Annotated in this window: 12 protein-coding genes and 1 tRNA gene; 7 read left to right on the top strand and 6 right to left on the bottom strand. The window is 37.9% G+C overall.

Annotated features, from left to right (window positions below):
- Positions 1-77 precede the first annotated feature (77 nt).
- The 3 genes from C1T31_RS09855 to C1T31_RS09865 are packed head-to-tail and all read left to right on the top strand — an operon-like array spanning position 78 to position 11370.
- Entirely contained in the window at positions 78-653 is a 576-nt protein-coding gene (locus tag C1T31_RS09855; protein WP_165780099.1) for a phage tail protein, read from the top strand.
- Between the two features lie 19 nt (positions 654-672).
- Entirely contained in the window at positions 673-1248 is a 576-nt protein-coding gene (locus tag C1T31_RS09860; RefSeq protein ID WP_243398928.1) for a phage tail protein, read from the top strand.
- A gap of 21 nt (positions 1249-1269) precedes the next feature.
- The gene (locus C1T31_RS09865; RefSeq protein WP_103052333.1) at positions 1270-11370 is read left to right on the top strand and encodes a lamin tail domain-containing protein; all 10101 of its coding nucleotides are present in this window, start codon (positions 1270-1272) and stop codon (positions 11368-11370) included.
- A 71-nt stretch (positions 11371-11441) separates the two neighbouring features.
- On the opposite strand, the gene C1T31_RS09870 is transcribed toward C1T31_RS09865, so the two are convergent.
- Positions 11442-12287 carry a universal stress protein gene (locus C1T31_RS09870; protein WP_103052334.1) on the bottom strand — a complete coding sequence of 282 codons (846 nt, stop codon included), beginning with the start codon at positions 12285-12287 and terminating at the stop codon, positions 11442-11444.
- A gap of 166 nt (positions 12288-12453) precedes the next feature.
- On the opposite strand from C1T31_RS09870, the gene C1T31_RS09875 reads away from it, so the two are divergent.
- The 4 genes from C1T31_RS09875 to C1T31_RS09890 all read left to right on the top strand — a co-directional run bounded on the left by C1T31_RS09875 (position 12454) and on the right by C1T31_RS09890 (position 16359).
- Positions 12454-13233 (top strand): DUF3108 domain-containing protein, encoded by a 780-nt coding sequence (locus tag C1T31_RS09875; RefSeq protein WP_103052399.1) that lies wholly within the window; start codon positions 12454-12456, stop codon positions 13231-13233.
- A 6-nt stretch (positions 13234-13239) separates the two neighbouring features.
- Entirely contained in the window at positions 13240-13581 is a 342-nt protein-coding gene (locus tag C1T31_RS09880) for an FUSC family protein (RefSeq protein WP_103052335.1), read from the top strand.
- Between the two features lie 75 nt (positions 13582-13656).
- Positions 13657-14694: a M28 family peptidase gene (locus C1T31_RS09885; protein WP_103052336.1), complete on the top strand. Its 1038-nt coding sequence runs from the start codon at positions 13657-13659 to the stop codon at positions 14692-14694.
- A gap of 108 nt (positions 14695-14802) precedes the next feature.
- A complete protein-coding gene (locus C1T31_RS09890) occupies positions 14803-16359 on the top strand; it encodes a M28 family peptidase (protein WP_103052337.1) in 1557 nt (518 codons plus the stop codon).
- A gap of 58 nt (positions 16360-16417) precedes the next feature.
- Here C1T31_RS09890 and C1T31_RS09895 read toward each other — a convergent pair.
- From C1T31_RS09895 to C1T31_RS09915, 5 genes are all read right to left on the bottom strand, one after another.
- Positions 16418-16493: transfer RNA gene (locus C1T31_RS09895), tRNA-His, on the bottom strand.
- Between the two features lie 61 nt (positions 16494-16554).
- Positions 16555-17277, bottom strand: coding sequence for a bacillithiol biosynthesis deacetylase BshB1 (bshB1, locus tag C1T31_RS09900; RefSeq protein ID WP_103052338.1), 723 nt, complete (start codon positions 17275-17277; stop codon positions 16555-16557).
- On the bottom strand, positions 17274-17864 hold the full coding sequence (locus tag C1T31_RS09905; RefSeq protein WP_103052339.1) for a TMEM175 family protein: 591 nt from the start codon (positions 17862-17864) through the stop codon (positions 17274-17276). Before C1T31_RS09905 ends, bshB1 begins: the two co-directional genes overlap by 4 nt.
- The gene (locus C1T31_RS09910) at positions 17861-19042 is read right to left on the bottom strand and encodes a trans-sulfuration enzyme family protein (protein WP_103052340.1); all 1182 of its coding nucleotides are present in this window, start codon (positions 19040-19042) and stop codon (positions 17861-17863) included. The genes C1T31_RS09905 and C1T31_RS09910 overlap by 4 nt, the downstream gene beginning before the upstream one ends.
- Positions 19043-19084: 42 nt before the next feature.
- The gene (locus C1T31_RS09915; protein WP_103052341.1) at positions 19085-20488 is read right to left on the bottom strand and encodes an MATE family efflux transporter; all 1404 of its coding nucleotides are present in this window, start codon (positions 20486-20488) and stop codon (positions 19085-19087) included.
- Positions 20489-20654: the final 166 nt, after the last annotated feature.

The following is a 20654-nucleotide window of genomic DNA, read 5'->3' on the forward strand; positions in this document are numbered from 1 at the left end:
TATGGATTCTTTTGCTTATTGATAAGTTTCAATGAGTCTGAATGACATAACTAACTTATCTTAAACCAAAACATATTATGAAAAATCACATTTCAATGCTATGCCTTTTTCTATTCATGTCTATAGGCACAATTCAAGCTCAAGAACCATTTATTGGTGAAATTAGGATGTTCGGCGGCAACTTTGCTCCTTCCGGATGGGCATTTTGCGACGGACAACTATTACCTATTAATCAACATCAAGCGCTCTTTTCTCTTTTAGGAACGACCTATGGAGGAGATGGCAGAACGACTTTTGGTCTACCTGATTTAAGAGGTCGATTTGCTATGCATGCTGGTAACGGCCCAGGATTAACGGCTAGACCGCAAGGACAAACAAGTGGTTCTGAAAGTCATTTATTAACATCTAACAATTTACCATCACATAGTCATGTTGTAGCTATTCCAACTGCAGAAGAAGGTGACACAGATCTTCCTAATGGCAACAACCTTTCGGGTAATGGAATCAACGGATTTAAAGCAAGTTCGGACAATACATTGGGAACTTTTAATTCAGGTAATACTGGTGGTAATACCTCTGTTGATCATATGCCACCCTATACGACTGTGAGATACATCATAGCCCTCAATGGGATATTTCCTTCAAGAAGCTAACTAACACAAAATATTTATTATGAAAAAACAACTTATAATTTTTACGATACTATTATTTTCCTTCACAAATGTTTCACAAGCCCAAGATGGTTTTATTGGTGAAATTAGAATGTTTGCAGGGAATTTCGCACCAAGAAACTGGGCTTTTTGCGATGGTCAATTACTATCTATAAGCTCAAATACAGCTTTATTTTCAATATTGGGTACTACCTACGGCGGTGACGGTAGAACAACATTTGCATTACCCGATTTAAGAGGTCGATTTGCCATGCATGCAGGTAGTGGTCCTGGATTGACGCCTAGACCTCAAGGGCAAGTTAGTGGTTCTGAAAGCCATATATTAACAGTTAACAACATACCATCACATAGTCACGTTGTAGCCATTCCAACAGCAGAGGAAGGTGACACAGATCTTCCAAATGGCAACAACTTATCAGGTAATGGAATCAATGGATTTAAATCAAGTTCTGATAATACACTAGGAACTTTTAATACGGGTAACACTGGTGGCAATACGTCTGTCAACCATATGCCTCCATATACAACTGTAAGATATATCATATGCTTACAAGGAATTTATCCTTCAAGAAGCTAATAAGTTTAAATATTTATCATTATGAAAAAAATACTACTACTGATAGCAACCATTATTGTTACAATTAATGGTTATACGCAAACAAACTTATCAGCTGGCGATATCGCATTTCTTGGAAGTAATACAGATGGGGCAACCAATCTGGATGATTCTTTTGCTTTTGTACTACTCAAAGATATTGATGCAGCAACAACCATCATCTTTACAGACAGAGGTTGGAATGATAGTACCAACAGTTTCTTTAATTATCCAGGTGATGGAGAATTAACGTGGACCTCTGGTGTAGCCAGGTCAAAGGGTGATATAGTGACACTGGATTTATCTAGTTTAAACCCTGTATCTACGGCCTATTCCTACATAGGCGATCAATTATTTGCCATTCAAGGATCCATTAGTACACCTATATTTATTGCTGGTTTACAGTTTAACAATGTTGCTTCCGGTGGCGATGACGCTAATTGGGATGGTGCTGCAATTGATAATGCTACTTCTGCACTCCCAAACGATTTAGTAACTGGTGATACTGCTGTAAGATTGGTTAATGCCAGTAATTTAGAACAAGATAACTGGCAATTTAGCTGTGCGCTAGCAGGCGCAAACCCGATTGAGGGTTCACCAGAACAAATACGCGCTATATTGCACAATCGCAATAATTGGGTTAGTAATGATACTTCAGTATATAGCCCAGCCGTAGAAGTTGGATGTGCCGTATCTGTTTTGGATAATTGTCAAACTTCGGATGCCACAACAGCTTTCAATGATGAGGCGAATGATGGCTTTGGCAGTTGGACTTTTGCCACTACAGGTAGCTCTGGAAATTTCACTGCATCTTCTACTAATAATGGTGATGGTGACAACAACGGTGATGGTGATATCAATAGCTCTGGTGCGGCTTGGGGCTTATTTGCCAATTCTGGTCAAATAGCAGAAATGGTTCGTCCTTTTGATAGTCCTTTAAGTACTGGTGATTCCTTTAGCATTCAGATGGATAATGGTTGGATTGAAGCCGGTGGTGTTGTAGGCTTTAGCTTACGAAATACAAGCGGACAAAACCTATTGGAGTTTTACTACGCCAACGGGCAACCAAGCTATACTATAGATAACCTGAATGGCGCTGAAGGAACTGGAATTGGTTTTACAGACGAAGGTTTACAGTTTGACATGACTATGACATCTGCTAACACTGTAGACATTACCATAACAGAATTATTTAACGGTACAACACATAATTTTAGTAAGTCCCTAAAAAATCCTGCTGGCGGACAAGTTATTTCATTCTTAAGGATGTTTAATTTTAATGCAGGATTCAACCAAGAGCGCAATGCCTACTTTAATAATCTAGAGGTTTGCTCTACTCCAGGAACTGATAATGATGGAGATGGCTTTACGGATGATGTGGATTGCGATGATAACAATGCTGCTGTTAATCCTGGAGCTACCGAGATAAACTTTAATGGTATTGATGATGACTGTAACCCAAGTACACTTGACGAAAACTCTGGTATTTTTGAGAGCTACGTCATTGTTAATGGTACCTATTATGACTTACAAGCAACAACTGGTAATCCAGATTTTCAGGGTAATAATTTTGGTAATCTTACCTGTGGAACTGGCTTATTGCTAGATGGAGCCCAAAATAAAACATTTAAGTGTGATTCTGGAAATATAACAAATGGCACATTGCGCTATGAAGTTTACGAGACGTCTTCTGGCTCTTCAGGAGCATTTAACCAATTAAATTTAGGGTTTTTAAGTGATGATGCAGGAGCACCATCTGGTTGCCAAAACCAAACATGGGAAACTAGTAATCAAGGCATTGACCTATTAAATGGTTTAGCTCCAGGAAATTACACCTTACAAGTTTACACTACAGCAGATTACACTTCAAATCCGAATTCTGGAACGCATTTAGCTAATAATAATAGTGCAAACTACAGTGCGCAATTTACAGTGGTGGCTGATACTACGCCTCCTACCATTCAATGCCCTGATGATTTAACAGTTTCAACAGATGCTGATGCATGTTCAGCTACAAACTTTAACATAGTTACTCCAATAGCGATCGTAAATCCTGATTTTGAAATACTATACAAAGCAGGCTCTACAACGGTAACTGCTCCAGCATTACCAAATGGGTCCTTTGCAACTGGTCCAAATGAAACCAACTTAACGGGTCCAAACCTTACCTTTAGTGATGGCTCATCTGGAAACCAATATGATATGGCAGGTTGGACGTGGAATGCAGAAATGGGCGTGACGCGTTATGATAACACGGGCAATTTTAGCGTAAATAGAGGAAATATAGCATTAATAAATGGTGCTTGGTTTGGTGGCGGTACAGCCGAAAAAACCATGTCTCAAACACTTACGGAAAATCTTCAACAAAATGTTACCTATACCCTTACAGCAGATTTTGGTTGGAGAAATGATAATTCAAAAGCAACAAATCCGCCTGTTTTAAGGTTGTATGCGGGAGCTACTCAACTTACTCCAGTATCCTCTAGTAGTCCAAAGCTAGAACAGGGTGATTTTGTGACTTATTCTAGAACATTTGTTGTGAATAATGCGGGTATTTCTGGACCTTTGCGAATTGAGTTAGGTTTAGGGGCAAATACTAATGGTCAACAATTAAATATAGACGGTGTTACTTTAAATGCCAATACACCAATTGCTAATGATGATTGTGCCATTGCTTCGGTTATAGCAACCTTTAATGGTAATCCTGTTGATGCCTCAACAATATTCCCATTAGGTAGTAATGATGTTGTTTGGACAGCAACTGATACTTCTGGCAATACTGCGAGTTGTACACAAGTTATTTTAGTTGAAGATACAATTGCTCCAACCGTGGTATGTAATGACATCACTGTGGAGCTAGATGCTTCAGGTAACTATACTTTATCTCAAGCTGATTTGGAAGCCATTGGTGCTGGAAGTAACGATGCTTGCGGCGATGTGTCATTTAGTGTAGATAATGATACGTTTGATTGTAGTGATTTGTCCGGTGGACCAGCTATTCTCGACGATTTGTTTATCTCGGAATACATTGAAGGTAGTAGTAATAATAAATGTATCGAAATCTATAATGGTACAGGTGCAGCTATTGACTTATCAGCCAATGGATATACACTTGAACGCTATTCTAATGGTGGTACAACGCCTACTGCAATTACCTTAAATGGTACGGTTGCTAACGGTGATGTCTATGTAATCTGTAACCCAAGTTCAACAGCTGCTTTCTTAAGCGAAGCTGATGAAACTAATAGTAACATTAATTTTAATGGAGATGATGCTGTTGTGTTATTAAAGAATGGTACACCTATTGACGTGTTTGGGAAAGTTGGACAAGATCCAGGTTCTGAATGGAACCAAGGTGGTAACGGAACAGCTAATCAAACGTTGATTAGAAATGCAGGTGTTGCTCAAGGTAATACCGACGATGCTACAGACTTCCCATCTTTGGCAACAGAATGGACACAATTTGATCAGGATTATGCTGATGACCTTGGTAGTCATACTGTTTCCAGTGGTGGTTCGTCACCATCTGTGGCACTAACAGTAACCGATGAAAATGGCAATAGCGCTACTTGTACCGCAACAGTAACTGTTGAAGATAATACGGCTCCTATTGCTGTTTGTCAAAATGTTATCTTACAATTGGATGGCTCCGGAAATGGTTCCATTACCGCAGAACAAGTAGATAACGGATCAAATGATAACTGTGCGGTTGCTTCATTAGAATTGAGCCAAACAGAATTTGACTGTAGCCATATTGGACAAACAAATACTGTGACCCTATTGGTTACGGATACCAGTGGAAATACAGCATCTTGCACAGCCAACGTGACCGTACTGGACATAGTTGTGCCTACTGTGGTTTGCAACGATATTACTGTGGAGTTAGATGCGTCAGGTAATTATACCTTGTCTCAAGCCGATATTGAGGCTATAGGCAATGGCAGCACCGATGCCTGTGGTGAGGTTTCATATAGTGTGGACATCGATACATTTGACTGTTCGGATGTAGTTGCAGCTGCCACACCTTCCAATGACCTCTTTATTTCTGAATACATGGAAGGCAGTTCCAATAATAAATGTCTTGAAATATATAATGGCACGGGTAATACCGTAGATCTTTCAAACTACACTTTGAGATTCTATTTTAATGGTAGCACATCTCCTGGTAATACCTTAAACTTATCAGGAAGCCTTAATAATGGTGATGTCTATGTGGTATGTGATGATAGCGCGGAAATTATTTCAGGAGATTATAATGCGCCAGGTAGTTTCTATAATGGTGATGATGCTATTGAGTTATTGAATAATAATAACACCATCGATGTTATTGGTCAAATTGGATTTGATCCAGGTTCTGAATGGGGTTCTGGTGTGGTATCAACCCAAAACAACACGATTAGAAGAAAGGCTTTTGTTACTGATGGCGATTCGAATGGATCCGATGCTTTTGATCCTTCAGGCGAATGGGACGGATTTGACATTGACACGATTGATGGCTTCGGAAGTCATTCAGTGGGTGGTGGCTCCTCACCTGTTGTCACATTGACAGTAACTGATGAAAATGGTAATTCTGCTACTTGTGCGGCTACTGTAACAGTAGAAGACAATGTGGCTCCAACGGTTTCCTGTAACCCATTTGAGGCAGAATTGGATGAGAATGGGAATTACACTTTAACAGAAAACGATATCGCTGAAATAGCAGCAGGAAGTTCAGATGCCTGCGGAATTGCAAGCTTAAGTGTATCACCTGATACTTTTAGCTGTGCGGATGCCGATCAAGTGATTGATGTCACGCTGACTGTTACTGATAACAACGGTAATACCAATACCTGTTCAACAGTCATTTTAGTCGTCGATTCAACCCCTCCAACGGTGGTTTGTAACGACATCACTGTGGAATTGGATGCATCAGGTAATTATACATTAACTCAAGCTGATATTGAAGCTATAGGCAACGGCAGTGCCGATGCTTGTGGTATTGCTTCTTTAAGTGTTGATAATGCTGATTTTGATTGTAGTGATGTGGTGGTTTCTGAACCTGTGGTTGCTTCAGATATTTTCTTCTCTGAATATGTGGAAGGATCCGGCTTCAATAAGTATATAGAAATATTCAATGGTACAGGTAGTAATGTTGATTTATCTGACTATGAATTGCGTTTATATTCCAATGGAAGTGCTTCGCCATCAACAACGAGTTCGCTTTCTGGAATTTTAGCAGACGGCGATGTTATCGTGTACGCTAATAATGGTGCTGTTGCTTACGGAGGTGCTACTACAGTGGCCAGTGCTGTAAACTGGAATGGTGACGATGCCATCGAATTGTACAAAATAAGTTCTGGAACATCTGTTGATATTTTTGGTAAAATTGGTGAGGATCCAGGATCACAATGGGTGGTTGCTGGAAATACTACTCAAAATCAAACCTTACGAAGAAATGCCAACGTAACTCAAGGAAATGTTGATGATTTAAGTGGTTTCCCTTCTTTAGGTACTGAATGGACAGGTCTTCCGCAAGATGATGTATCTGGATTGGGTACACATACTATGTCAAGCGGCAACCTGGATTCACCAACTGTCGTTCTGACCGTAACCGATGTTAATGGTAACGCAAGCAGTTGTGAAGCCACAGTAACGGTTCTGGACAATATAGCGCCAACAGTAGTTTGCAACCCTATAACCGTTGAATTGGACGATACTGGTAACTATACCTTATCATCAGTAGATATTGATGCTATTGCAAATGGCACTAATGATGCCTGTGGCATTGCTAGTTTGAGTGTGTCTCCATATAACTTTACTTGTGCGGAAATAGGTTCCAATACGGTAACCTTAACTGTTATTGACAATAATGGCAATGAAAATACCTGCACAACTACAGTTAATGTTATGGATACGACTGCACCAGTGGTCATTTGCCAAGATATTACAGTTGAATTGGATTCCAATGGTTCTGCATCTATTGTAGCGACTGATTTAGATGGAGGCTCCTATGATGTTTGTAGTGATGTGACTTTAGCTATCAGTCAAAATTCATTTGATTGTGATGATGTCAATGCTGTAGTACCTATAAACGATTTATTCTTTTCGGAATATGTTGAAGGTAGCAGTTCCAATAAATATATTGAAATTTACAATGGTACTGGAAGTGCTGTAGATTTGTCCGATTATCAATTGATACTGTATTCAAATGGTAATACATCGCCTCAAAATACGAATACATTATCTGGTATTTTGGCAGATGGTGCCGTAAAAGTTTATCAAAATTCAAGTGCTACGATATACGGTGGAGCAGCAACTAATGCTACTGCTGTCAACTGGAATGGTGATGATGCTATCGAATTATACAAAATAAGTACTGGAACTTCTGTTGATATTTTTGGTAAAATCGGTGAAGATCCTGGTTCTCAATGGCAAGTAGGATCAATTGAAACTCAAAACCAGACATTAAGACGAAATATAACTGTCACCAAAGGTAATACTGATAATGCTGATGGGTTCCCATCACTAGGTACAGAATGGACAGAATATAACCAAGATGATGTTTCTGGTTTGGGAAGTCATACAGTGGATGCTAGAGGTGTAGAAGTCACTTTAACGGTCACGGATGCTTACGGCAATTTCGATAGCTGTGTGGCCATCGTGCGCGTTGAGGATAATGTTGCTCCTATAATTAATTGTAATGACATTACCATTCAGTTGGACGATTCAGGTAGTGCATCAATTGATGGTTACGATATTTTAAATGGTAATGATTTAACATCTAGTGATTCATGGTTAGGATTTGTTGGTGTATTCCAAGGAGGTATCTTTGTAGGTGGATCAGATTATCCTTTAACTAACATTGCATCGAGTTTTATTGGCCCTGAAGAACTTGTTCTTCAAACAAACTCATTACCGCAATATCAAGGTCAAAATGATCTTCAAGGAAGCACCTATATTGAAACGACTCTACTTGCGGGTAATTCATTCCGATTTAGTGGATCTACATTAGATAATTCATTAACTAATACCCACAATGCATTTGCATACATCAGAGTATTTGATGCAAGCTTCCAATTGTTAGAAGAAATAAATGATCCGCTAATTGCCTTCAATGATTTTTCAGTTCAATATAATAACACACAAACTAATGCTGTAACCATTCAATATGGCTTCACTGTGCAAGGTCCAAGTACTTTTGGTCAAGACGAAGCTGACCTTGGAAGTGTGGTGGTAAAAAACATGAGATTAAATACCTTCCCGTCGGATTCATGTGGTATTGATTCTGTAGAAATTGAAATAGAATCATTTACATGTGCTGATCTTGGAACCAATAGTGTGGATGTTTTAGTAACTGATGTTAACGGTAACGAGTCTATTTGTACGGCAACAGTAACTGTTGAGGATAATATTGCCCCAGTAGTCAATTGCCTGAGCTTACAAGTACAATTAGACGAGTTTGGTAACGGTAGTATCTCTGAAGAAGATATTGATGGGGATTCTTATGACAACTGTGAAATTGCGAGTATTTCGCTGTCGCAATTGGATTTTGATTGTTCCGATATTGGTGGTGACTTGGATGGCCTGATCATCTCCGAATATGTGGATGGTGCTGGTGATAACGATTGTGTGGAGATTTTCAATGGTACGGGTAATGAAGTGAACTTATTAGGTGACAACTACGTACTGCGTGTCTATGCCGATGGTAGCACCACGGCTTTATATGAAGTGCCGCTTTTAGGAAGTATTGCCGATCGTGATGTTTATGTATTGTGCTTTGGTAATAATGATGGTGCCTCACAGGCTGACCAAATCGATGGTTTTGCCTTTGATGGTAATGATGCCGTAGCCCTTGTTAAAGATGGCAATGCGGTTGACGTTGTGGGTGTGATTGGTAGCAACCCGGGAACGGGATGGTCCTCTGGTGGTGTCAGTACTGCTGGTACAACCCTTGTTAGAAACAATGACGTACTTCAAGGTAATATCAATGCCTTTGTGGCCAATTTATCAAGCGAATGGACACAATTCCCTCAAGGCACCTATGGTAACCTAGGGGCTCATGATATTGAAATTACCGATTTGGCCAATAATGTGATATTGACCGTAACCGATACCAGTGGTAACGTGTCTACCTGTGAGGGTAATGTAACCGTTGTGGATATGGTTCCACCGGTTCCTGCCTGTCAAGATATTACTGTACAACTGGGTATTGATGGTACGGCTACTGTAGCACCTTCACAAGTGGATAATGGATCTGATGATGCCTGTGGTATTGCAACCCTGGAATTGGATGTAACCGAATTTGATTGTTCGAACATTGGTGCTAACCCAGTGGTCTTAACGGTAACGGATGTTAATGGTAATACCGCCACTTGTAATGCCACAGTGACTATAGAAGACAATGTGGCACCTACCGTAGTGACACAGAACATTACTGTTCAGTTGGATGATCAGGGTAATGCTTCTATTGAAGCGCTTGATGTGGATGGTGGTTCTACTGATGCCTGTGGTATTGATACCTATGCCGTGACACCTAACAGTTTTGACTGTTCCAACATTGGCGATAATACAGTAACGTTAACCGTTACGGATATCCATGGTAATGCGGCCAGTGAAACGGCTGTGGTAACTGTGGAAGACATGGTTAACCCGATTGCGGTCTGTAATGATATCTCCATATATCTCAATGCGGATGGTACTTATACCCTATCTCAAAGTGATATTGATGCCATTGCGGATGGTAGTACTGATAACTGTGATACGGACTTAACATATAGTGTATCTCCTGATACATTCACTTGTGCCGAAGAAGGTGACAATACGGTCACCCTAACGGTAACGGATGATTATGGCAACGCATCTACCTGTACAGCCACTGTAACAGTGGATGGTAGCTTCCCTGAAGTGACCATCACGCAAAGTGAGCTTCCAGAATTCTGCCAAGGGGCTGTCGTGGTCTTAACGGCCAACAGTGATGAGGCTGTGGAATACTTATGGAACTCTGGTGAGGAAACGGCTTCTATTGAAGTGGGTGCCAACGGTATCTATGGGGTACTGGTAACTTCGGCTACCAACTGTACGGCTTATGCCGAGTTTGAAGTGACTGGATTTGATCCAGGTTCGCTTACTGCAGCATATACCATCATTGCTGAAGAAGAGGTTTACTTGCATGGCAATAATTTAGTACAAACTGGTGGTGTTGGAGCAATGGATCCAAATGTTGGTAACATCAAGCTGCACCAAGCCACCACAGTGGTCGGTTTCGGTCAGGCAGTGAGTTTTAACCTGAACCAAGGCAGTACTGTCGGTAGTCAGGTGTTTGCACCTGCCAACCCAACAATCCCATCGTTTGTATTCAATACATTATCAAATAACAGTAGTCCGGATGCTACGGTGAACAATAACCAGACACAGACCTTAACAGGCAGTGTCTATGATGTGGTGACCGTGAAGCAAAATGCGACCGTGATATTTACACAATCAAATGTGTACATCAACGAACTGAAGACCTTTGATGGGGCTAGTATCGAGTTTGAGAACTGTGCCAATGTCTTTATTAACGAGAAGTTCATGCTCGCACAGAACGGTACCATCAATGCGGATGATCCAAACAAGGTGGTGCTCTATGTGAACCAGGATGTACAGATTGAAAAAGGTTCTTATGTACGCGCCAGTATTCATGCCTATTTCCATGAATTAATGGTGAAAGGTGACCAAAACGGGGACCCAACTTATATGACCGGACTGTTCATTGCCAATCGTGTGCATGGTAACAAGAATACGGTATGGAATGCTGATGACTTGTGTGATCCATGTCCTGTTGACCAACCAGTCTCTGGTAGCATTGATGTTGTAGACAGCAGTGACTTGAGAATGGGTATTGATATGGAGGTATCGGCTTGGCCGAACCCATCCAACAGCAACTTTAACTTAAGGCTGAAAACAGCCATCAGTAATGATGATGTGCAAGTCGAGGTATTCGATATGAATAACAGACTTGTTCATAAAGGGGACTTTAGTTATGATGGTACCCACGTGTTTGGTGATAAGCTGGACGGTGGCGTGTACATCGTGAAAGTGACCCAAAGTGGTGTCACCAAGTCGGTCAGACTGGTACGATACTAACCAACCATAGTAGTTTTAGTGATAAAAAACCCTCCAACATTGGAGGGTTTTTTGTTAATTAAAGTAACGATTTATTGTTGCGTGTCTGTTAGAGCCAAAAAGGGTACATCCAGATGATTGGCAATTTTTTCTATTTTTTGTTCATTAAATAACTTTTCAAAGAATGAATGTTGGCGACTAACCATAGCAAACATATCAATTCCATTACCTTCTATATATTTAATTACAGAGGTCAAAAAACTAGATTCAGACACATCAATCAAATGATGTGAAATGTTTTTAAAAAGCTCATCTAATTGGTTTTTAATACGTTCCTGCTCTTGGGTGAAAGATGCTTTTTCAGAAACATGCAACATGTGAATTTCACAATTATAATGTTCAGAAAAACCAACCAAAAACTTTAAGTCATCATGATGGTAGTTTCTACTTAAATTCGTTGTGAATAGAATCTTTGTAATAGGCTTTATTTTGCAAGACTCTGGAATGGCCAAAACAGGAAGCTCAATATTTTCTATAACCCGTAACGTATTACTTCCAAATATTTTCTTAATGCTATTTGTGGCACCTTTAGTTCCCATAACAATCAACTCAATGTTATTGTTATCAACACTTTGTTTTATAGCTCCTATTAAATTATCATAATCTACAATAGGCGTAAACTCATGAAGAATATTGTTGTATTGGTTTGATAATCTTTCTATTTCAATATCCAAGCGTTGTTTTTCATCAGCAATAATTTGAGAATACAAAGAACTTGAAGGTTTCAAACTCATTAAGTCATCTGAAATAAAACTGGATGCTTTTACAACATGTAATAAATGAAATTTGCAAGATTCATATTGAAATAAATTCAAGACAAAGTCAATTGCATGATTAGCATTATCAGAAAAATCGGTGGTAATTAAAATGTTCCTCATAATAGTAATTAAGTGCTTTAAAGGTATCACAATAATTCTTTATTTAACATGATAATTGTCATTCTAATAGCTAACTGGATTTTTTATTAGTTATATTTTGTAATCATTTGTATTTTCGGCACAATAAATGCTCATAGATACGTTATCTAACAAATCTTATTCTTTTATGCGTCACACACTGTTTTTACTTTGTTTTTTATTAGTATCCATTGGATTTTCGCAAAATACAGCCGTTTCATCAAACGAAAAATTGGTATTTACTGCGGCTTACAATATGTCTGGATTGATGACCGATTTAGCAGAGGTCACTATGGAGACCAGTCCGGTAAAAACATCCAAAACAACTCTCTTAAAATTAAAATGCACGGCAACAACCTATAGTAAATGGGATAGTTTTTTCAAAATTCGAGATTTATATGAAAGTTATGTCAATATGAATTCCTTGACGCCTTATTTACATAAACGAGATATTAATGAAGGTGGTTACTATAAGTTTATGCAATATAAATTCAAACACAAGTCAAATATTGCTGAAAGCACTAAACGAAAAAAAGCAAAAGTCGGTGGGTTTTACGAAGAGAACAAAAATTTAAGTATTGGGAGTAGTACCATTGATATTGTGACCACTATTTATAAAATGAGAAATTTGGACTTGTCTCAAGCTTCAACAAATAAGACTTTCACATTTAATGTGCTTTTTGACAATACTGAATTTAAAGTAAGTGCAGTTTACAAAGGAAAAGAAACTATTAAGACTCAAATAGGCTCTAAAGAATGTCATAAATTGGCTATTTCCATAAACAATAGTTCGGTTTTAAGTGGCAGCAATGATAATTTAATTTGGTTAACTGCTGATGCCAATAAAATTCCCGTTTTTGCAAAATTTAAAATCCCTGTTGGCAATGGGGAGTTAAAAATAAAATCGGCTTCAGGATTAAAAAATTAACTACTTATGAGAACTCTATTAACAACTTTAGCATTGATTGCCGCTATTCTTTCTGTGATATTATCAGTTTTACCATTATCTAATTTAGCATTCATACCAGCTATTGCAGCATTGATTTTTGGATTGGTAGCATTCTATTTATCAAATAAAAAACAACTTCCAAAGCACACTATCAAGCTTGCTTTTTTGTTAACTATTTTAGCTCTTGGCTTGGCAACCTACAAAAGTATTTTCAGTACATCTGAAGTTGGAAACACCCAAGAATTGGAACAAAAGGAACAACAATCAGAAGAAGAAGCTATAGAAGAATTAGAAGATTTGGATTTAGATGATTTGGAATTGGAATAACCACACTTTAAGCTTAATTAATATTGATATTTAGCATTTTTTCATTTTATTTGTCTGATAATTAGCTATTAATCAATGAAGTCTTTATTAATTATTTCTGCGCTTACACTTGTAGGCTCTTGTGCCACCACACGATATAGTACCAAAATAGAAAACCTGAAAGAGGGCATTCATTTAAATGACAGTACGACCGTAATGACTTATGCCAAAACGATTACAGCTGAAGAATTAAAAGTCTTGTTATATGATTTCACCTCCGAAGATTTTAGAGGTCGTAAAGCTGGTACTGAAGGTCAAAAAAAAGCTTCCAATTTCTTAAAGAATTACTATAAGGAACAAAACATCCTATCGCCTATTAATGATTCTATATATTTTCAAAATATTCCAGCTGAAAACCTTCCTGAAGGAACTGGTTCATCTGAAAATGTTATAGCATATATAAAAGGTACTGAAAAACCTGATGAAGTAGTCATCATTTCTGCGCATTTAGACCATTTAGGTGTTGAAGATGGCAAGTTTTTCAATGGTGCCGATGATAATGGTTCTGGTACCACTGCCTTGATGGAGATGGCTCAAGCATTCAAATTGGCCAGTGAGAATGGACATGCCCCAAAACGCAGTGTACTCTTTTTACATCTAACAGCTGAAGAAATTGGTCTTCAAGGATCCCAATATTATATGCAACATCCTATTTTTGATTTAGACAAAACAATTGCCAATTTAAATATTGATATGATTGGAAGAATAGACAATAGGCACAAAGAAAATGGCGATTACTTGTACCTCATTGGCTCTGATAGAATTAGTAAGGAACTTCATTACATATCAGAAAAAATAAACGATCGTTATTTTAAAATGGAATTAGATTATACCTATAATGACGAAAATGATAGAAACCGTTATTACTACAGATCCGATCATTACAACTTCGCCTCCCAAGATATTCCTGTTATTTTTTATTTTAATGGAGAACATGACGATTATCATTTACCCACCGACACACCTGATAAAATTGAGTTTAAACTTTTAGAAAAACGCACACGCCTTATTTTTGCAACGGCTTGGCATTTGGCCAACAAAAAAGGCGATTTAATTCACAATGTTAATTTATAAAACAGGTTTTAAACTGTTGTTAAAGTTTGTTAAAAAGCATCCTGTAAACTCATGAAATACAGTGCTTTTTTGTAATATCGCATACAATTATTTCAACTCTTATTTCAAATGAAAAAATCCCTATTAATTTTAGCCACTTCCCTATTGATATTTAGCTGTGGTTCAACCCAAGAAAAATCAGCAACTCAAAGTAAAGTCCCAGCCAACCCTACTGATTATGCCAATAGCATCACTTCAGATGAGCTTAAAGACATGTTGTATATTTATGCGTCTGATGAGTTTGAAGGTCGTGAAACAGGTCAGCCTGGTCAAAAGAAAGCTGTTAACTATTTAAAGGACCATTATATCGATATGGGAATTCCTTCAGCAAAATCTGATGGTGATTATTTTCAAAGCGTGCCATTAGAAATTATGGAAACACCAAAAGTAGACTTGACTTTTGACAACAAACAATTCAAAGCCATTGATGACTTTGTTTCTGTTTCAACCGCTAAAGATGGAAACATATCTACCAATGAAATCGTTTATGCTGGCTACGGTATTCATGATGATGCCTATTCGGATTATAAAGATTTAAACGTCAAAGGAAAAGTAGTTTTAATTAAGTCTGGCGAACCAAAATCAGCCGATGGAAATTATTTGGTTACTGGAACAACTGAATCTTCAAAATGGTCTAATTTCAGACAAGAGTATGCTTCTAAACGTGATGTAGCCAAAGACCATGGTGCCGCTGCCGTGTTGTTTTACTATCCTGAGATATACTCGATGTTTGCAAATCGTTTTGGAAGATCAAGCGGACGTATGTCTTTAAAAGGTAATGCTGATGATATGTATTATTTTTTAATTAACACCGAATTAGCTACAGCTATTTTGGAAGATATTGACACTAACAATAGTACAACTACCATTAATAAACCATTTAATCTTCAATATTTAAATGCATCAAATGAATTTTATTCTGAAAATGTTGCCGCTTTTCTGAAAGGAACTGAAAAACCAAATGAAGTGATTGTTATATCGGCGCATTTAGATCATGAGGGTGTTAAAGACGGTGAGATTTATAATGGCGCTGATGACGACGGATCAGGAACCATAGCTATTTTAGAAATTGCAGAAGCCTTTAAAACAGCCGCAAAAAATGGACATGGCCCTAAGCGCTCTATATTATTCCTTCACGTAACTGGAGAGGAAAAAGGCCTTTTAGGTTCTAGATACTATACCGATATGGAGCCCATTATTCCTTTAGAAAATACGGTTGCCGATTTGAATATTGATATGATTGGCCGAGTTGACCCAAAGCATGAAGAAGCTGGCGATGATAATTACTTGTATTTAATTGGTAGTGATAAATTAAGTACCGAGTTGCATAATATTTCTGAAGACATCAATAAAAAGTATATCAATATGAATTTTGATTACACTTATAATGATGACAATGACCCGAATCGTTTTTACTACCGTTCAGATCATTATAACTTTGCTAAAAATAATATCCCCGTTATTTTTTATTTTAATGGAACCCATGCCGATTACCATAAGCCAAGTGACACACCTGATAAAATTAGATATGATCTATTGGAAAATAGAACTCGTTTAATTTTTTACACGGCTTGGGAACTTGCCAATAGAGACAATAGAATTGTTGTAGATAAAGCAACAGAATAATATAACGAAATCCCATAAACAAAAGAAGCCTTTCAGATAACTGAAAGGCTTTTGTTTTGGGTGGAAGATCGGTCTCGAACCGACGACCTCCTGAACCACAATCAGGCGCTCTAACCAACTGAGCTACAACCACCATTTTAAATTGGACTGCAAATGTAATTTATTTCCTTTTTTCTACAAAGTGTTTTTAAAATATTATTTCAAATCAAACAAGCTATTGACGGCTGGGTAACGTTCTACCGTGTATCCTTCTCCGTGTTCTGCATTGATCAAACGTCCCATATCTCTGGCTCTATATTCTATGCTATCCGTAAAATTCTTGCTTGAAATAGGTGTTTCGGGTTCTTTGCTACTAGGATCATAAAATTGCGTTTTATAAGCCAAAACAGCCTCTACCTTTTTTTGTATAAATCCTGAAACATCAACAACTATATTAGGTTCTAAATTCTTCCATTGAATATAATGATAAACAGCATTTGGCCGCCATGGCTCTTGGAAACCGTCATAATCATCACATTTTGTATCAATTTTCAGTAAACCACTTAAAAAACATGCATCACTAACCAGTTTACTTCCCTTTCCATGGTCAATATGTCTATCCTCAATCGCGTTACAAAGCACAACATCTGGTTTATACTTTCTAATCATTTTAATAAGTTCAATTTGATGCCATTTATCATTGACAAAAAAACCATCTGCAAACTCCATATTATCCCTAACAGTCACTCCTAAAATTTTAGCAGCCTGTTCTGATTCAGCATCTCGTGTCTCTGCAGTACCTCGGGTTCCTAATTCGCCACGGGTTAAATCAATAATACCTACTTTTTTGCCGTTTGCGACTTCTTTTGCTATGGTAGCTCCGCAGCCCAACTCAACATCGTCTGGATGTGCACCAAATGCCAATATATCTAATTTCATAATTTATTTGTTTTGTTTTTTAAGGCATGTTCTATTCGCATATCTGGAGCCAACCAAATAATGGCGACCAAAATAAACATGATACCAGAAATCCAAATATTAAGGAAAGCTCCTAAAATTCCTATTACATACAAAATGGGTGATATTTTACCTTTTAGGTCTTTACCTAATGCCAATGCCAGTATGGAGTCTTTTCCATGACTTTTTATAATCAAACGTTGCAACAACCAATAAGCGATAGCTGCACCTAATAATACGATACCATAGGTTGATACTGAAGCTATGGTAAAATGGTTTTCTCCCATCCAACCCGTTACAAATGGCACTAAAGACAACCAAAATAATAGATGCATATTAGCCCATAATATTTTTCCATTAACATGCGTAACGGTTTGCATCATATGATGGTGATTATTCCAATAAATAGCTAAATAAATAAAGCTCAAAACATAACTCAAAAACACGGGCAACAATGGTTCCAAATCCTTGAAATCTCCACCATGAGGTACTTTCATTTCTAAAACCATTATAGTGATTATAATAGCCAGAACACCATCAGTAAATGCTTCTAATCGTCCTTTTGTCATAATTTAAGCGATGAATTATTCGATTGTTGCTTAACACTAGAGATCGCTTGCTCTATGTCTGCAATTAAATCACGTTTCGACTCAATGCCAACCGAAAATCTCATTAATTGATCACTAATACCCAAATTATCACGCTCTTCTTGAGATAGTAAAGCATGTGAAGTAAGATGTGGTGATAATATGGTGCTCTCAACACCAGCCAAACTTACGGATGGCTTAATCAGTTTTAATTGTTTCATGAAGGCACTGGCGTTTAATCCGTCAGCTAATTCAAATGACATCATACCACCAAACCCTTTCATTTGGCTTTTAGCCAAAGAATAATCTGGATGTGATTTTAACCCTGGATAGTTCACCTGCTTAATATCAGGATGCTGCTCTAAATAGCACGCTAGTTTTTTGGCATTTCTATTTTGTGCTTTAACTCTTAAAGCCAAGGTTTTCATGCTGCGCTCTAACATCCAGACAGTAAAATCACTTAAATTACCACCAAAGTTTTTAGCAACATGCCATATCTCCTGAATTAAGGGTTCGGACGCCATTAAGACTCCTGCCAATATATCACTGTGACCTCCCAAGTATTTCGTCGCCGAATGCATGACAATATCAATACCCATATCAATTGGATTTTGATTGATAGGGCTTGCAAATGTATTGTCGATACTTGACAATATATTTTTGGATCTGGCCAGTTCAGCAACACCTTTTATATCAGTTATGGTCAATAATGGATTGGAAGGTGTTTCAATATGAATCAGTTTGGTATTGGATTGTATGGCATCCTCAAAATCAGACACATGATACCCATTGGTAAATGTGAACTCAATACCATACTTGGGAAATTCCTCCCGTATAAAATGACTGGCTCCACCATAAAGGGTATTTTGAACAACCAAATGATCACCAGCCTTTAAAAATGTTAAGAACATAGCACTCAAAGCTGCCATTCCCGAACCAAAAATCAGAGCCGATTCTGTGTGTTCTAGAGCAGCCATTTTCTTGGCTAAATTCTCCTGATTTGGTGTGTTGAAATTTCGTGGATAACGAATAACATCAACATCTTCAAAGGCATAAGATGTGGACAAATATATGGGAGAAATAGCACCTTTAAACTGTTCATCCTTAACCTCACCAGTATGAATACAGATCGTATTTAATCCCAACTTATTTTTTGCCATATATCTCGATTATTAAAGTCCAACTAAATTACAAATTATGTTCTAGACTTTAACCATCTTCCAAGCACCTTTTTTAAACCAAATCATACCAACTACAGCTATAAGAACTTCTGCTATGGTGATGGCCAAAAAAACACCCATAGGTCCAAAATCCAAATAAACGGCCATCAAATAGGCAAACGGCAATTGAAATAACCAAAAGCAGACAAAGTTTATGTAGGTCGGTGTTTTAGTATCACCAGCGCCATTAAAGGCATTGATAATAACCATACCATATCCATAAAAGATATACCCAGCCGCCATAACTCGTAAGCACAAACTACCATATTCAACGACATCTGGTGTCGTATTGAACATGCTAATTATTTGTGGTGCGAAAATCAAATAACCGATGGAAACCAATCCCATAAACCAGGCATTATACTTTCCTGTCTTCCAAACGGATTGTTCAGCTCGGTCAGGCTTTTGAGCTCCCAGATTCTGACCAACTAAAGTTGCAGCTGCATTGCTCATGCCCCAAGCAGGCATCAATGTAAACATCATGACACGAATGGCAATAGTATAACCAGCCAAAACTTCACTACCAAATTCACTCATTATTCGCATTAAGAACACCCAACTGGAGGTGCCTATTAAAAATTGCCCGATACCGCCCAGTGACACTTTTATAAGGTTTAACATGACCTCAAATTGTAGCACCAAGTCCTTGATTCTAATCTTAATTTTGCTGTAGCCAAAAAATAAAATGCCCAACTGAAAAATAACAGCCGTTCCCCTTCCAATAGTTGTAGCAATAGCAGCGCCTTCAACCCCATAAGCAGGAATTGGCCCAAACCCAAAAATAAAAATAGGGTCCAAAATAATATTCAAACCGTTGGAAAGCACCAAGGTCCACATAGCGACAGAAGCATTTCCAGCACCTCTAAAAATAGCGTTGATCAAAAACAGCAGTATAATAGTTATGTTACCCCCTATAAGGACTTGCGTGTAACCATAGCCCTCGGCTATTAAATCGGGTTCGGCACCCATGAGTGATAACAATTCTTTTGGATAAATAATCCCTGCCACACTAACGAATGAAGCCACTATCGTACCTAAAATTATAACCTGCACAGCTGCTTTTGAGGCACCTTTAATGTCCTTTTCTCCAACGCGTCTGGCGACCACAGCTGTCGCTGCCATACTCAATCCGATGGCAATGGCATAAACAAGTGTGATCACAGATTCTGTTAACCCAATGGTAGCTACCGCATTCACACTTACTTGAGACACATACATAATGTCCACTAAAGCAAAAATGGATTCCATAAGCATTTCCAGTATCATGGGAATAGATAGCATGAATACCGCTCTACGGATACTACCAGAAGTAAATTCCTGTTCCTTACCTGAAACAGCAATTTTAAAGTATTTAAAAAATTGTTTTAAAGAAATTTTTTGTTGCATTTTGAATTTGTTTAATATAATTAATATCCAAGTCACAAGATTGACTTGAAAGTTATAGTCGTTTTGTTGACGACAGTATCCGAAAGGTTATATTAAACAATCATAGGCAAGGCAAATATGATAAATTAATGCCAAAATTCAAAGAATGTTTTGATGCTTTAATATT

The sequence above is a fragment of the Hanstruepera neustonica genome (assembly GCF_002895005.1).
Taxonomy (GTDB): domain Bacteria; phylum Bacteroidota; class Bacteroidia; order Flavobacteriales; family Flavobacteriaceae; genus Hanstruepera; species Hanstruepera neustonica.